The 13,933-nt window shown below is 67.3% G+C and carries 16 protein-coding genes and 2 pseudogenes; 13 read left to right on the top strand and 5 right to left on the bottom strand.

The features are described from left to right. Window positions 1-103: 103 nt before the first annotated feature. Entirely contained in the window at window positions 104-1,627 is a 1,524-nt protein-coding gene (locus tag Ato02nite_RS52635; RefSeq protein ID WP_281419852.1) for a calcium-binding protein, read from the top strand. Continuing rightward, window positions 1,624-2,442: a ThuA domain-containing protein gene (locus Ato02nite_RS32300; RefSeq protein ID WP_213010460.1), complete on the top strand. Its 819-nt coding sequence runs from the start codon at window positions 1,624-1,626 to the stop codon at window positions 2,440-2,442. Before Ato02nite_RS52635 ends, Ato02nite_RS32300 begins: the two co-directional genes overlap by 4 nt. 8 nt (window positions 2,443-2,450) lie before the next feature. Here Ato02nite_RS32300 and Ato02nite_RS32295 read toward each other — a convergent pair. Further along, window positions 2,451-2,732, bottom strand: a pseudogene (locus tag Ato02nite_RS32295) (GH25 family lysozyme); the annotation flags it as partial. 144 nt (window positions 2,733-2,876) lie between these two features. Between Ato02nite_RS32295 and Ato02nite_RS32290 the strand changes: the two are divergent. The 4 genes from Ato02nite_RS32290 to Ato02nite_RS32275 all read left to right on the top strand — a co-directional run bounded on the left by Ato02nite_RS32290 (window position 2,877) and on the right by Ato02nite_RS32275 (window position 4,518). Continuing rightward, a complete protein-coding gene (locus Ato02nite_RS32290) occupies window positions 2,877-3,347 on the top strand; it encodes a DUF3291 domain-containing protein (protein WP_213010459.1) in 471 nt (156 codons plus the stop codon). A gap of 136 nt (window positions 3,348-3,483) precedes the next feature. Further along, entirely contained in the window at window positions 3,484-3,930 is a 447-nt protein-coding gene (locus Ato02nite_RS32285) for an SRPBCC family protein (RefSeq protein ID WP_213010458.1), read from the top strand. A 235-nt stretch (window positions 3,931-4,165) separates the two neighbouring features. Beyond that, a complete protein-coding gene (locus tag Ato02nite_RS32280) occupies window positions 4,166-4,381 on the top strand; it encodes a hypothetical protein (RefSeq protein WP_213010457.1) in 216 nt (71 codons plus the stop codon). After that, window positions 4,378-4,518: a hypothetical protein gene (locus Ato02nite_RS32275; RefSeq protein ID WP_213010456.1), complete on the top strand. Its 141-nt coding sequence runs from the start codon at window positions 4,378-4,380 to the stop codon at window positions 4,516-4,518. The genes Ato02nite_RS32280 and Ato02nite_RS32275 overlap by 4 nt, the downstream gene beginning before the upstream one ends. A 107-nt stretch (window positions 4,519-4,625) precedes the next feature. Here Ato02nite_RS32275 and Ato02nite_RS32270 read toward each other — a convergent pair whose 3' ends face one another. Then, complete coding sequence (locus tag Ato02nite_RS32270) at window positions 4,626-5,450, bottom strand: SDR family NAD(P)-dependent oxidoreductase (RefSeq protein ID WP_246607688.1); 825 nt, start codon at window positions 5,448-5,450, stop codon at window positions 4,626-4,628. A 73-nt stretch (window positions 5,451-5,523) separates the two neighbouring features. Here Ato02nite_RS32270 and Ato02nite_RS32265 point away from each other — a divergent pair, with 73 nt between their 5' ends. Both Ato02nite_RS32265 and Ato02nite_RS53095 read left to right on the top strand, forming a co-directional pair. Continuing rightward, window positions 5,524-6,114: a TetR family transcriptional regulator gene (locus Ato02nite_RS32265; RefSeq protein WP_213010454.1), complete on the top strand. Its 591-nt coding sequence runs from the start codon at window positions 5,524-5,526 to the stop codon at window positions 6,112-6,114. Between the two features lie 55 nt (window positions 6,115-6,169). Continuing rightward, window positions 6,170-6,607, top strand: a pseudogene (locus Ato02nite_RS53095) (AMP-binding protein); the annotation flags it as partial. Between the two features lie 159 nt (window positions 6,608-6,766). On the opposite strand, the gene Ato02nite_RS51955 reads toward Ato02nite_RS53095, so the two are convergent. Then, window positions 6,767-7,657, bottom strand: a complete 891-nt coding sequence (locus Ato02nite_RS51955; protein ID WP_246607686.1) for a hypothetical protein — start codon at window positions 7,655-7,657, stop codon at window positions 6,767-6,769. A gap of 481 nt (window positions 7,658-8,138) precedes the next feature. Between Ato02nite_RS51955 and Ato02nite_RS32255 the strand changes: the two genes are divergently transcribed. The 4 genes from Ato02nite_RS32255 (at window position 8,139) to Ato02nite_RS32240 (ending at window position 11,101) form a co-directional block, all read left to right on the top strand. Next, window positions 8,139-8,615, top strand: coding sequence for a hypothetical protein (locus tag Ato02nite_RS32255; RefSeq protein WP_213010452.1), 477 nt, complete (start codon window positions 8,139-8,141; stop codon window positions 8,613-8,615). Between the two features lie 230 nt (window positions 8,616-8,845). Then, on the top strand, window positions 8,846-9,205 hold the full coding sequence (locus Ato02nite_RS32250) for a hypothetical protein (protein ID WP_213010451.1): 360 nt from the start codon (window positions 8,846-8,848) through the stop codon (window positions 9,203-9,205). Between the two features lie 988 nt (window positions 9,206-10,193). Then, entirely contained in the window at window positions 10,194-10,700 is a 507-nt protein-coding gene (locus Ato02nite_RS32245) for an NUDIX hydrolase (protein WP_213010450.1), read from the top strand. Between the two features lie 62 nt (window positions 10,701-10,762). Further along, window positions 10,763-11,101, top strand: a complete 339-nt coding sequence (locus Ato02nite_RS32240; RefSeq protein ID WP_213010449.1) for a hypothetical protein — start codon at window positions 10,763-10,765, stop codon at window positions 11,099-11,101. Between the two features lie 218 nt (window positions 11,102-11,319). Here Ato02nite_RS32240 and Ato02nite_RS32235 read toward each other — a convergent pair whose 3' ends face one another. Continuing rightward, the gene (locus Ato02nite_RS32235; RefSeq protein WP_213010448.1) at window positions 11,320-12,339 is read right to left on the bottom strand and encodes a toll/interleukin-1 receptor domain-containing protein; all 1,020 of its coding nucleotides are present in this window, start codon (window positions 12,337-12,339) and stop codon (window positions 11,320-11,322) included. 478 nt (window positions 12,340-12,817) lie between these two features. Further along, window positions 12,818-13,084: a DUF7660 family protein gene (locus Ato02nite_RS32230; protein ID WP_213010447.1), complete on the bottom strand. Its 267-nt coding sequence runs from the start codon at window positions 13,082-13,084 to the stop codon at window positions 12,818-12,820. 163 nt (window positions 13,085-13,247) lie between these two features. On the opposite strand from Ato02nite_RS32230, the gene Ato02nite_RS32225 reads away from it, so the two are divergent. Next, window positions 13,248-13,754: an NUDIX hydrolase gene (locus Ato02nite_RS32225; RefSeq protein ID WP_213010446.1), complete on the top strand. Its 507-nt coding sequence runs from the start codon at window positions 13,248-13,250 to the stop codon at window positions 13,752-13,754. Window positions 13,755-13,933: the final 179 nt, after the last annotated feature.

Raw genomic sequence — 13,933 nt, 5'->3', positions numbered from 1 at the left:
CACCGCCCGGTATGCGAACAGCGGCACCGTCCGGCCGAAGGATTCCCGAGTGGGAGCGCTCCCCATACAGTGATGGCAATCTATGGTTCGGGGGCAGAGCACAATGAACCGTTCCGCGGCCGGCGTCGCACGATCCTCCACCTACCGCATGCTGGCCGCCCTGTTGGTGACGGCCGCCGCGCTCGTCTGGGCCGGCTCGGCACAGGGCCGCACCCCGGTGGTGCAGACCTTCACCCAGTTGCCGCCGGGTCCCTGGCAGGTCAACCAGCCGGCCACCGTTGCCGGTGACATCCTGACGCTCGGACCGTACGGATCGGTGGGCCTGTTCGACGGCGCGCCGAGCGACTGGTCGGGCACCGCCGACAACAATCTGGGCTGGACGGTCGAGGCGCGGATGCGCCTGGACCGATCGGTGAACGAGGGCTGCCTGCCCAACGACCCGGCCCACCTCTGGGCCGGTGACCACCTCACGGTCATCCACGTGACCTTCGCCCGCGGTCAGGTCTGCCTGACCTATCCCGAAGTGGTCGTCCATCCGATGGACACGCAGAGTGCCTTCCACACTTACAAGCTTGAGGTACGCCGGGAACGGGTCAAGCTGTCCGTCGACGGCCGGGTCGTCATCGACCACACCCTGACCTGGGCCGGTGGCGGGACACCGGCGCTGATGGCGGAAAGCCTCACCGGAACGTCGCACTGGCAGTACCTCCGTTACGACACCACACCCGCGCTGCCCCGGTGCACGATGCTGGGGACGCCCGGGCCGGACCGCCTGGTGGGCGGGCCCGGTCCCGAGGTGATCTGCGGCGGCGACGGCGCGGACGAGCTGATCGGCGGTGGTGGCGACGACGTGCTGATCGGTGGCCTGGGCGCCGACGTGCTCAGCGGCGGCCGGGGCCGGGACACGCTGGTCGGCGGGGACGGCGACGACGTGCTCGACGGCGGCACGCAGGACGACACCCTGTACGGCGGCAGCGGCAAGGACCGGTTCCCGGCTCTGCCCGGAACCGACGGCCGGGACGTTCTGTCGGGCGGCTTCGGAACCGACACCGCCGACTACCGCGCCCGCACCACGCCGCTCACGGTCACCCTCGACGGACAGGCCGACGACGGCGCCGACGGCGAGGGCGACCAGGTCGGCAGGTACCGGTGGGACGGCGTGTTCCCGGGCGAGGAATCCGACATCGAGTCGGTGCTCGGTGGCAGCGCGGCGGACACGTTGATCGGCGACAACGTCGCCAACTCGCTGACCGGCGGCCCCGGGGTGGACGTCCTGCGCGGACAGGACGGTCAGGATGTCCTCGACGCCGTGGACGGGGCGCCCGGCGACCTCGCCGACGGCGGTCTCTCCGTGGACGTCTGCACCGGGGATCCGGGCGACGGCCTCGCGTCGTGCAACGAACCGCGGTGCCTGCCGCCGACGTCGATGACGATGCCACCGGCCCCGACCGCCACACCCGGTCCGACCGCGCCGGCACCGCAGGCCGCCCCACCGGCGCCCGCCCGGAACACCAGCCCGCCGACCAGCCCCACCCCGCCGCCGAACGGCACGCCGTCCGGCACGTTGTCGCCGAGCCCGACACCGTCCTGCTCGCTACACCCGTTCCAAGCTGAGGAGGGATCATGAAGCGCCTGGTCAGGTTCGTCGTGATGGCAGCGTTGGCGGTGGGGCTCGCCGGTCCGGTGAGTCCCGGTGCCGCGGCGGCGTCGGGGCATCATCGGTTCACGGCGCTGGTCTTCTCGAAGACGGCGGCGTTCCGGCACGACTCGATCCCGGCCGGGGTGGCCGCGATCCAGCAGCTCGGCGCCCGGCACCACTTCCGGGTCGACGCCACCGAGGACGCCGCGGCGTTCACCGACGCGAACCTCGCCCGGTACGACGTCGTGGTGTGGCTGAGCACCACGGGCGACGTGCTGAACGACGCGCAGCAGGCCGCCTTCGAGCGCTACATCCGGGCCGGCGGCGGATATGCGGGCATCCACGCCGCATCCGACACCGAGTACGACTGGGCCTGGTACGGCGGCCTGGTCGGGGCGTACTTCCGCGACCACCCCGGCTCGGTGAGCCCGCAGTTCCAGGTCGCCACGGTGAAGGTCCTCGGCCGCGACACCGCCGCGACCCGGCCGCTGCCGCGCCGCTGGGAGCGCGAGGAGGAGTGGTACAACTTCCGCACCAACCCCCGCGACACCGTACGGGTCCTGGCCGAGGTGGACGAACGGACGTACGACCCGCGCGGCTACAGCCTCCCCGGCGGCTCGCCCGGGATGGGCCCGCACCACCCGATCTCCTGGTGCCAGCCGTACGACGGTGGCCGTGTGTTCTACACCGCGATGGGTCACAAGGCCGAGTACTACTCCGATCCGCTGCTGCTGTCCCATCTTCTCGGCGGGATCCGGATGGCGGCCGGCGTGGCACCGTTCCACTGCGGCCGCCCGGACTGAACCGCCGCTCAGCAGCCACCGTTGCAGGCCAGGACGCGAAGCCGGTCGAGGGCGTCGTGCCACTGGTTCGAGTCCCCGGCGAAGGGGCCGCGGCTCGAGTACTGCCAGAAGGACCAGGTGGGCGCCCCCGCCGGCAGAGCGCCGGGCAGCGTCCTGCCGTCGGCCGACCAGCCACCACCACGCCCGACGAAGAAGTCGGCCTGCGCCGAGCCGCTCGACCGGTTCGGAAGAGCGAAGTGGTGCGCCCCGCGGATCATGCTGACCCGGTACGAGCCGTTGTACTGCTGCGCGAAGTAGGGTTCTGCACTTCGGAACGCGCGCGCGTCGGGCCGGCCCTGAGGTGCGTAACGCCGCGTGACGGCTCACGGCCGCCCGCCGCGCACGGCCGGCAGCAGATGAGTACGCGCGCCAAGCAGCGATATTAGGCTGACGAGGTGGGCTGGGAGCTGGCGCAGGTCAACGTCGCCCGGCTGCGTTCGCCGCTCGACGCACCGGAGATGGCCGGTTTCGTGGCCGCGATCGACCCGGTACTGCGGATGGCGGAGCAGAGCGACGGTTTCCTGTGGCGATACGCCGACGGACACGGTCGGAACGTCACTGTCCGGGCCGAGGGAGACAACACAATGGTGGTCAACCTGTCGGTCTGGAGTTCGTATGAGGCCTTGCACGGATTCACGTACCGCAGCGCCCATGGTGCCTTTATTCGGCAGCGAAACAACTGGTTCGTCCCGATGCAGGAGCCTTCGACAGCCCTGTGGTGGGTGACGACCGGAATACGACCCACCCTCGACGAGGCATTACGGCGTTTGGTGGTCTTACGCCGCTACGGCCCATCACCTCGCGCGTTCGGTGTCCGCCGCCGCTACCAGCCGGACGGTACGCCAACGCGATCGTCACGCCGCTGATCACGCCGGCTCACTATCCGGGCCCGGCTAACACGAGCTCCAGCGAACTGACCGGAAAACGGCAGTCGTCCAGGCCGACTCGACGCGCATGGACAGCGGCATGACCGGATGCCGGCACTACAGTAAGCTCCGCGCCGTGAAGTCGACGGTGTCGGTAACGCAGGTGCGTCATATCGCTGCGGCCCCGGCCACAGTCTGGTACGTCGTCACGACGCCGCAAATGTACGAGCGACTGGATCCTCGGTGTCACCTGGAGTCGACAACGGGTAACGGCGAGGTCGGGTCGCAGTACGTCTTCACCGTTCGTGCCGGTCTCGCGCGGGCACGGCTTCACTATGTGATCCGCGAAGCGACCCCGGAAGCGCGATGGATGGCCGAGGTCGATCGTGCGGGCAGGCATGCCGGCGTCCAACGTGCCGAACTGCTGCCGGACACGGCAGGCACCCTGCTGCGGTGGACCGTGGATATGCCGACCGGCCGTTTGACCCGTCGCCTGGTGACCGCATCGTGCCGGCGCGAGCTGAACAAGTGGCTCACCACCGTCGACCATTACTCGCGATCCATACAGGGCAGCACCGCCTGAGCGCGACGACCGCCCCTCAGTTCCGGCAGTAACTGACGATCCTACGAGCGGCCAACGCGCCGGACAGCGGCACGAGAGTGCGTTGCTCAGTTGATAAGGGCACACTGCCAGCGTGGATACGCAGGGAGCTTGGTTCTCGATCCGGTGCCTCTTCCGGCTTCATGCCGAAGCGCCTGCGACGTATGAGGAGCGGGTAACGCTCTGGCGTGCCTCATCGCCCGCTGAGGCAGTGACCTTGGCCGAGGCTGAGGCCGGCGAGTACGCCGCCGACGTAGCCGGCGAATACCTTGGCCTGGCGCAGGTCTACGCCCTGACCGACGAGCCCGGCCATGGCGCCGAGCTGTTCTCCCTGCTCCGCGAGAGCCCACTCCAGCCGGCCGCGTACCTCGATGCGTTCTTCGATACCGGCGATGAGCGCCGAGGCGCCCCCATCGAAACCTCCGAGGGTTGAGCGACATCCGGCTGTACAGCGGTCTCGTGTCGCGAGCGATGTCCGAAGTCGGTGTTGATCGCCCGCTCGATGGCGTGGCGCCGGGCGATCAGCGCCGCCTTGAACCTGTGCAGATCGCTGCGCCGCGCCGCCAGTGATGGGGCTCCATCGCGATACGCGGCGCGCTGAACTTCGAGTAGGTGACGGAAACGCTCCGCGTCGGTGGGCTGCGCGGTGACGTCTGTGCTGGTCATGATCGTGGTCCTCAGCTGTTGGTGAGGGCGGCGAGGGATTGCGCGAGCTGACGGCGGCCCAGCGAGCCCATGAGCCGGACGATCCGGCGGCGCGGCAGGAACTTGCTGGCCAGGGCGAGCGGGCGGCCGTTGGTGATCACCGACGGCGGCGCGGATCGGCGGTCGAGCGTGTCGAGGGCGACGGCCACGACGTCGGCGGGGGTGGCGCGCTTCGCGCCGTAGTCGGCGGACTGGCTGCCGGCGGCGTCGAAGAACTCGGTCTGCATCGCGCCGGGGCACACGGCCAGGACGCGCAGGCCGGTGCCGTGGGTCTCCTCCCACAGCGATTCGGTGAAGCTGAGGACGAACGCCTTGGTGGCGCCGTAGACACCCATGTACGGGGTCGGCTGGAAGCCCAGCAGGCTCGCGACGTTGATCAGGACGCCGGTGTCGGCGGCGGCCAGCGGGCCGAGGTAGGCGCGGCTGAGGTCGACCAGCGCACTGATGTTCAGCGCGATCATGCTTTGCAGGCGCTCGGGATCTTCGTCGGTGAACGCGTTGTGGGTGCCGAAGCCGGCGTTGTTGACCAATCCGGTGGCGTAGATGCCGCGGGACTCGATCTCGGCGCGCAGGGTGCGGCCGGCGTCGGGCTGGCCGAGGTCGCGGGCGACAACGGTCACCGTGACACCGTGCGCGCGGGTGAGTTCGGCGGCCAGGCTGTGCAGCCGGTCCGCGCGGCGGGCGACCAGCACGAGGTCCGCGCCGCGGCGGGCCAGTTGGCGGGCGAACTCGGCGCCGAGGCCGGAGCTGGCGCCGGTGATGATGACGGTCTGGCGGTGGTAATCAACTTTGCTCATGGCATTCACTCTACGCACGCTATTGCACTGGGTGCAATAGCGTGCATGGTGTGAGCTGGCGTACCGTCGGTGCATGCCTCAGAAGCTGACACCCCTTCGCGAGCAGACCCGCTCGGTGGTCCGCTCGCTGCTCGCCCGGACCGCTATCGATCTCTTCGCCGCCAAGGGATTCGACAACACGACCCTCGACGAGGTCGCCGCCGCAGCTGGCATCTCCCGGCGAACCCTGTTCAACTACTTCCGCAACAAAGAAGACCTCGCCCTCAGTAGCCTGTCCGAACAAGGCGACCTGATCGCCGCACGGCTTGCCGAGCGCCCGGCCGACGAGGATTGCTGGGCGGCGTTGCGCGCGGCGTTCCAGGTGCTCGAGGAGATCGACATGACGCCCGAGGGGCGCCTCGAGTTCATCACGCTGCTGTTCGGCAACGACTCACTGCGCGCCGGGCACGCCGAGAAACAGGCCCGCTGGCAAGACCTGTTCGCACCGCTGATCGAGCCGCGACTGCCCGCCTCCGACCGCCGCACCCTGCAAGCACGCGCTATCGCCGCCGCAGCGATCACCTGCCTGCAGGCAGCCAACGAAGAGTGGGTGCGCCTGGGCGGAAAGGTCGACCTGTTAGACCTCTACGACACGGCCGTACAGGCCATCCGCCGCCCCACCTGAAACCAGCCGCAACTAGCTTCCATCACGCGACGACCCGTCCGAAAGCGTCCGAACCATGACGAGGACGCATTCTCCGTCTGCTGCTCATCGGCGGTGTTGTGCTGGGCGGGTCCGGCGAGTCGGGTGTGGTGAGCGTCCTGACGCCGTTTGCTGGCCGGGGCCCAGTGTCGTGATCGCAGACCGGTTCAACCCGACGACGTTCTTCCAGACCGTCGAGGTCGCGCGGCCGACGTTCTTCAGCACGGTCACGACGATCTACAGCATGCTGGCGGCGCTGCCCGACGACATGCAGCCGGACACGTCGAGTCCTCGCTTCGCGATCTGCGGCGCCGGGACCGCGTCGGCCGAGCTGCTGACCCGCTTCGAGGACCGGTACGGCGTCCCGATCGTCGAGGGCTATGGCCTGTCGGAAGGGCACCTGCGGCTCAACGCTCAACCCGATCGGTGGCCCCCCGCAAGGCCGGCACGGCGGGGGTTCCATGCCCCGGGCAGGAGGACCGCGATCGACCCCGCGCAAGGACCGACCATATGGAGGTATCGCGAAGTCGAGTGCACTCTCATCGGCATGACCGCGTGCCGGGCCAGATCTCGGCGTGAGCTGACTGCCTACTTCGATCTCGGGCCAACGGGCCGTATCCGCGACCGGCCGGATTCAGCTGAGTTGGGGGTGGCGCGGGCCGCCGAGTTTGACGGAGATCACGTCCACCAGCGTGCGGTAGGCGGTGCCGTCCGACGATGGCGGGTCGTCCTCGCCGGCTTCGGCGGCGGTCTCGTCCGCGATGAAGGCCGATTCGGTCAGCTGGACGAGCAGGTCGGTCCAGCGCAGGCCGGTCAGGGTCATCCGGGCGCGGGTCGGTACGGCGTCGCTGCCTGCGCGCAGCAGGCGTTGCTGGTGGCCGGACAAGCTGATGGTGTACGTGCGGTCGGGACGCAGGCCGAGCTCCTGCAACGCATCCAGGCTGACCTCGCCCAAGCCGCGGTAGTCGACGGCGTCCGCGGAGACGGTGAACTCGCACCAGGGTGACCAGCCGATCTCGTCGTCGTCCAGCCTGCTGGGCCAGGCCGTACTGCCGGCGAGTTCCGCGGTGTCATCAACCCGGGCCCGCCAGCGGTAGCTCCCGCCCGGCGCGAGATCGCCCGGACCGAACTCGAGCACCGGGGAACCGGACGAGTCGACGGACTCGCTGCCGTCGAGCCGCTGCCGCTCGTAGATGACGGCCTCGCCTGATGTCGCCGTCGCCGACACGCTGGTCAGGGTGGTCCCGGTCACGGGCCGCCCGGCGCCGTTGACGCACCCCGCGTGACCCACGGTCATCACCGGGATCGGTGCCGGCTTGGGCGGGATCCGCCTCAGGTCCAGCGCGGTGCCGTCCGGCCACTGGCAGGCCACCGCGACCGACACGTTCGGCACGTTGCGATACTTGTCGACGATCTCTTGCGCCCTTCTCTGGCAGTCGGCGAGCAGGGCTGCGTCGTCGCGCGGTCCGGCCGGCGTGGCCTCGGAGCCGGCTCCGGCCAGCACGATCACGAGGGCGACGGCCATGGCCGGCCAGCGCAACCCGGTGCGCCTGCGCCGCGCTCCAGTCACTCGCCACCTCCGCCTGTGCCGTGACACCTCATCGGCTGCCCGGCGCCGGGCCTGACGAATCTACCCGGGCCTTGATCACCCCACTCGGCAAGATCATTTCCCGGTGGCCCCGGGCAGCGCAACCGTCACCACGGCAGAGTCGACCCGCACACGCACCGACCGATCATCGACGTAACGGCCCGCCCCTGGCCGGCACACGATCGGCGGCATATGAGGGCGCCGGCTTCCGGTGTCGGCAACTGGCCCGAGCTTGCTAGGAGGCGGCCAGCAGGGCGGCGGAGTCTGCTCCGCGGCGATGAACGGGAAGACGTTCACGGGGTCTTCTTTGCGAGCAAAGCCGTCGGGGTATCTCACGAGAGCGCCCTCCCACGTTGTCCTGACGGTGCCGCCCTGAACAATGGGCGGCGGCCCCGCCGTACAAGGAAAGGTCTTGATCATGGGTTGGAACACCTCGGTGCTTTTCCGTCAGGACGTGACGGCGGACGAGGCTGTGGACGACCTCGCCATCACAGATTTCAGCGGCGAACTAGTCGGAGCCGACCAGGCTACAAGCGCCCTCAAGCCCGACGCCCTCTATGCCGCCGAGTCGGATGGCTGGGTGCAGGTCTGGAACCCGATGATGGATGTGGTCATGGGCTGGGAGCCGACCGACCCGGCCAACGCTTTGGTGGTCTTCTTCAGCAGCGTTTCGAGCACATACGGCTTCACGCTGTTCACGAATGGGGAACGCACCCGGCATTACGTCTACGCCGACGGTGTGGCCGTCGAGGACGAAGGAACGCCGCTGCCGGTCGAGGCCGATATTGCCCTGCCGTCCTGGGGCCCAGACGAGGACTTCCTCTGGTCGATCATCACGGCAGTCACCGGTCTCCGGTACGACGAAGAGCTGCAGTACCGCGTCTACCCGGTGTGACGGACCATCGCTGGCCATCGCTCACGACCAGCGGCAGATCCGTGCACCAAACAACGTTGCGGCAGCATGTTCTGGACTTATCGCGAGGTGATCGTTCTAGTACTGGTCAAACGGTCTGCCAGGCCCGGGCGTACGGCCCTTGCGACCGGGTTCGCGCGGTGCTCGGCACAGCGGTGTGCTTCTTCCTGCGCCGACGGTTACCGCAGGCTCCGTCAGGGAATCTTAGGGAGATGAGTACCTATCCTGATCCGGCCTGGCACGGCGACGTCTACCCCTCTGAAGAGGAGATCGATCCGTCCGGCACCGACGGCCCGGTCGGGGCGTACGCCAGCCGGCCCGGCCCACTACCGTCCTCCGCGCCTGGATCGCCGCCCATCCCCGGACCGGCAGGCCGGGTCGCCACCACCGCTAATTCGATTGTCAGCCGGCGCTCGGACGGATCGATTGAGGTGGTCACCGACCTCGATGGTGACGGCATCGCCGACGTGGTGCAGCTCGACCTCGACGGTGACGGGGTGCCCGAACTCACCTACCTCGACACAGACCGCGACGGGCAGCTCGACACCGTGCTGCGCACCCCGAACCACTGACAGCACGGTGCTGCGCCGGCCCGTTTCCGGACCGCACACGCTGCCGCAGTTCATCGCGCCCGGACTGGTGACGGCCCAGACCGGTGACGGCTCTACTGTCGCAGCGACCTCAGCGGCGGCTGAGTGCGGGAGAGCGCTGATCTCGCAGCGTCGAGGTGCTCCTACCCAGATCCCGCCACGAAAACCGACGGGCAACGCGCCACCAGCACGCGAGTACGCTCCGCATTTTGTCTGCGGCAGATCCGTACATCTGCGCCAGAGACATCACTGGGGAAGTACGAGAAGATTTATTGCTGGCGGAGGATCTGTAGAGATGCACCGCCCAACCAGCATGCCGCTGACTACGCCAAGCAATAGGAGCCCGAGCGCGCCGTACGAGATCAATCGTGCTCGGTCCTCGTAGCTACCCCGGCGCACCATCGACGCCAGGAATCGAACGTACGCGACCGCCGCAGCGAGGACCAACAGCAAGGCAGGGACAATTGCCGGAAGCAACGACTCCGCCACTCCGTAGGCGCGTGACTGACCTTCAACGGCAGAGACGCTGAGGAACGCGACAGCGGCCACGCACACTCCGCCGAGACCGTACAGGAGAAACCGAGCGGCCACCCGCACTCTTGACAGAGCAACTGAAGTCACACCTTCAAGTAGAGCACCTCACAAGATCAGGTTGAATCACCGAAAGCGGCGGGCAGCTCGGCCTTTCGGGTACCCAGCAACCGCTTCAGCCATCTACGCCCCGGTGCCCGGCGCATCGTCGACTCAGAGATTCCATCCGAGATGACCGAATATCCGCTCTGCGGCACGGGGGGGGCGCACAGACGACGCCTGGGCCCGGTGTCACACCGCGTACCGTGCACCTGGGACTGGCGCGCGCGGTCGGCGGCAGAACAATGCGCTGGACGTCAGTGTCAGAAAAGAGGAAGGCAGCCGCTCTTTTCCGATATCTCGGTCGTCAGGAATGGTCGGCGTCATTACTCTCGGCAGAGTGTCGGAGACCGTCTCATACCGCCGCCGCTCCGCACGAGTGATCCTTCTCGACCGCGACCAGCGGGTTCTCCTGCTGAAGTTCCTCTTCGATCCGACGGACGGCCGAGGGAGACATGGGTGGGTGACCCCGGGCGGTGGTGTGGATGCTGGCGAACCGCTCCAGGAAGCGGCCGCTCGCGAACTTCGCGAAGAGATCGGCCTCGTCGTCAGCCCCGGCCTGCTCGGGCAACCCGTGGCCTACAGCTGCGGATACGCCGATGTCGGCTGGGCGCGCGGCACCTTCCGGGATGACTTCTTCGTCTACCGTCTCGACGCCCACGACGTCGACACCACCGGCATGGAAGCCCTCGAACGCCAACACCACGCCGGACACCGCTGGTGGACGTTGGACGAGCTAACCGACAGCACGGACGTCATCTACCCCTTCGGGCTGGTATCCCTGCTGGACCAGATCCGCACCGGAGGTACCCCGCTGCAGGCAATGCAGTTGCCCGCGCACCACTGACCGGCCAAACCAGAGCTACCCGCCGACGCACCGAGTCCGAGCTGCCCCCGGATGCGTGGCAAATGCTCAGTGCGTTTTCCGAGCGTATGGCATCCCTTGCGGTTCGCGACCACAGCCAGCCGGAACTCCGCGCGGGTCTGATTGCAGCGCAGCTCGCGTTCGTCTTGACCGATGACATCCCAGAGCTGCTTCCGGCGATAAGCTTGCTCTACCGTGCGTCGGACATGATTGGTGCTGACCCGATCCGTGAGTTCCTTGCGGTGGCCGAGCTTGCGGGGAACCCTCCGGATAGTTCTCTCGCACGGTTTCTTCAGCGTAGTCCTGAGAAAAAACGGATCGAACGCATGGGTTTCGCGGAAAGTTTGATGAGGTGGGTTTCAGATTCCGGTATGTCAGGCTGACCACTAACTAACTACGCGGCATTGAGTTTGACCCGGCCCCCGGGGAGGGGCAGTGCTGAGCCCTCTGCCCGCCCGGGGAGGGGCAGTGCTTGGCCCGCCGAGGAGACGCCTGACAGATTGTGTATTTTAAATGCGCCTAATGCCCGCGCCTCCGAACCGAAGGTCCGAAGGCGCGGGCATTAGGCCGTGACTAACTTTTGTTAGTCCTGTTTGCCCGATCATCGGTCGTCGATTCGCCATTGCTGGCCCCAGCCGTCCTGTTTGTTGCACTCCTCCAAGTGAAGGCTGTTGTCTGCACGCAGCGCGGGTTCCGTGTCCTTCCCGTCGTCCGGGGCCGGCCGAGCGAGGCAATACGCGCCATCAAGCCCGGAATAGTGCACGTGCCAATATCGAGACTTCTTACCGGGACCCCAGTCATCGAATCCCCATGCCGGAGCGGACTCGCAGCGGTCCAGGACCGGCTTCCGGTCACGCAAGGGACCGTCCGCTGTCACGGCGAGGCACATTTGCTCTCCGGAGTAGGTAGTTCTGAACATCAACTTCCAGTCTGTCGGTTTGCCAGTAGGAATCGCGACGAGCTCCTGTTTCCAACCAGGCTCACAGCTGGCGCGGCCCACACTCGCTCCGACCCCGTAAGAATCGCCCAGCACCTGGACGCAAGGCGTCCCAAATGTGCTGATCAGTTGTCCAAAATTGCCTTCGCCGAGCAGTGCTCCTGGATAGATGTCGGGCGAGCCCCGGTCGATCAGGATCGCGCTCGCAGCCGCCCCGCCGAGAACAACGGCCCCCGCTGCTGCCGCCAGCACCACCCGGCGTCGCCGGAAGACGGCCCGAGTATCGCGCGGAACGACGGGTGGGGGATCGCCGGTCGCGGCGGCAAGCCGGTTCAAGAACTGCTGGTCCGGCAGCTGGCCCTTGGTCGCGTCGAAATGTTGAGCGTGCAGCAGGCCGAAGTACTCGGTGCCGACGACCAGCACCGGCAAGACAGGTATCTCACGCTCGAGAGCCAGCGTCACTTCGTTGCCGACCCATGTCGACTTCTTCGCCTCGGGAGAGACGACGACCACCATGGCCGCAGCACCCTCCACCTTCGCGCGGATCTCGTTCTGCCATCGCGCTCCGGTTTCGAGTCCCGAGTCGGCCCAAACCTGCAAGCCAGCTCGACGGATGTGGTCGATAAGGCGTCGCGTGTAGGCGTCGTCCTTACGGCTGTAGCTTACGAATGCATACCCGTTCACCGGTCTGATTCAACAAGCATGACGGCATGGTCGCTAGCGAGTGTCAGGACGCGGACGGTTGCAGAATTACCCTTCCTGCAGCGCCTTCGGTGTCGTTCTCCAGCCCCGGTGCCGTCGACGGACCGGCTGACCATCCGACCCGACCCCGCACTTCTGGGCCTCCGCGCAGCCGTCGGCGATCTAGCTCGCGACGAACCGGCAGGTGAAACTGCTGCCCCAGCACTTCGGCAGTTCGCGTCGCTTGGATGACTGGACGACGACGTCGACGACCGGGCGACCTCGGGCATGCGCCGATTGCTGCTGGACGCATGGCACTCACCCGGACGCTCTCGTCGGTATCGCACTCCCGCCTCGTACTCTTGATCGCGCCGGCGAGCGTTGTACCCGCAACCGCTCGCCGGCCCTCCCCACCAAAAGCTGCCGCCCGTCACGTCTACTACCTCGGGACCGAGCATTATCGGCGGCAAATGAGGACGTTCTATTCGTACCCGGTTGCGGCCCGAACGATCTCGGCGAACAAGCGCCAGGAGGCTTGCTCTTGATCAGCCTGCGGCGCTTGGACGACACGGGCGTCGGTGACCGCCGACAGTCCGTCGAAGAAGCGGTCCAGGGTGCCGTTTTCCCATTCGACCCCTCCTGTCGACTGGAAGTCAGCCAGCACAGCCAAGAGGAAGCGGGCAAAGTCATCGCGCGTCTCGACGTTGCTCGGGTCAACGTCGGTGGCCCGTCCAGTTTCGTAGCTCACTGCACCATGGTGCACGACATTGTCGGCGACTACATGTCCATCGAGCCCGCGCCCCTATCTGCGGCAGAACAATGCGCCGGACCTAGGTGTCAGAAGACGACGGCAGCCGCTCTTTCCGATATTTCGGTCGTCAGGAATGGTCGGCGTCATTACCATCGGCGGAGTGTCGGAGACCGTTTCATACCGCCGCCGCTCCGCACGCATGATTCTTCTCGACCACGACCAGCGGGTTCTCCTGCTGAAGTTCCTCTTCGATCCGACGGACGGCCGAAGGGGACATGGCTGGGTGACCCCGGGCGGCGGTGTGGATGCCGGCGAACCGCTCCAGCAAGCAGCCGCTCGCGAACTTCGCGAAGAGATCGGCCTCATCGTCAGCCCCCACCTGCTCGGGCAACCCGTGGCCTACAGCTGCGGATACGCCGATGTCGGCTGGGCGCGCGGCACCTTCCGGGATGACTTCTTCGTCTACCGTCTCGACGCCCACGACGTCGACACCACCGGCATGGAAGCCCTCGAACGCCAACACCACGCCGGACACCGCTGGTGGACGTTGGACGAGCTAACCGACAGCACGGACGTCATCTACCCCTTCGGGCTGGTATCCCTGCTGGATCAGATCCGTACCGAAGGTACCCCGCAGAAGGCAGTGCAGCTGCCCTGGCACCACTGACCGACCAAAACAGAACGACCCGCCGACGCGGTCCTGCCCTGAGCAGCCAGTACGAATCCCTGAACGGGTGGCGACACAAACCGCCGAGCATAACCCTCGGTAGCGAACTGATCGCGACAGATCCGGATGTGGGGTTCGGAACAGAGCGACAGCGCTGTCGCCCGGATCATCCTGAAAGC

Origin of the sequence: Paractinoplanes toevensis (genome assembly GCF_018332695.1) — a bacterium.
GTDB lineage: Bacteria > Actinomycetota > Actinomycetes > Mycobacteriales > Micromonosporaceae > Actinoplanes > Actinoplanes toevensis.
Note: the sequence above shows the minus strand (reverse complement) of the source record. Positions and strands in the feature narration are given on the sequence as shown.

What these genes read in the sequence shown, in the direction of transcription:
- Ato02nite_RS52635 (WP_281419852.1), top strand. Translation starts at nt 104, where the DNA reads ATGAACCGTTCCGCGGCCGGCGTCGCACGATCCTCCACCTACCGCATG.
- Ato02nite_RS32300 (WP_213010460.1), top strand. Translation starts at nt 1,624, where the DNA reads ATGAAGCGCCTGGTCAGGTTCGTCGTGATGGCAGCGTTGGCGGTGGGG.
- Ato02nite_RS32270 (WP_246607688.1), bottom strand. Translation starts at nt 5,450, where the DNA reads ATGAGCAAAGTTGATTACCACCGCCAGACCGTCATCATCACCGGCGCC.
- Ato02nite_RS32265 (WP_213010454.1), top strand. Translation starts at nt 5,524, where the DNA reads ATGCCTCAGAAGCTGACACCCCTTCGCGAGCAGACCCGCTCGGTGGTC.
- Ato02nite_RS51955 (WP_246607686.1), bottom strand. Translation starts at nt 7,657, where the DNA reads ATGGCCGTCGCCCTCGTGATCGTGCTGGCCGGAGCCGGCTCCGAGGCC.
- Ato02nite_RS32255 (WP_213010452.1), top strand. Translation starts at nt 8,139, where the DNA reads ATGGGTTGGAACACCTCGGTGCTTTTCCGTCAGGACGTGACGGCGGAC.
- Ato02nite_RS32250 (WP_213010451.1), top strand. Translation starts at nt 8,846, where the DNA reads ATGAGTACCTATCCTGATCCGGCCTGGCACGGCGACGTCTACCCCTCT.
- Ato02nite_RS32240 (WP_213010449.1), top strand. Translation starts at nt 10,763, where the DNA reads ATGCTCAGTGCGTTTTCCGAGCGTATGGCATCCCTTGCGGTTCGCGAC.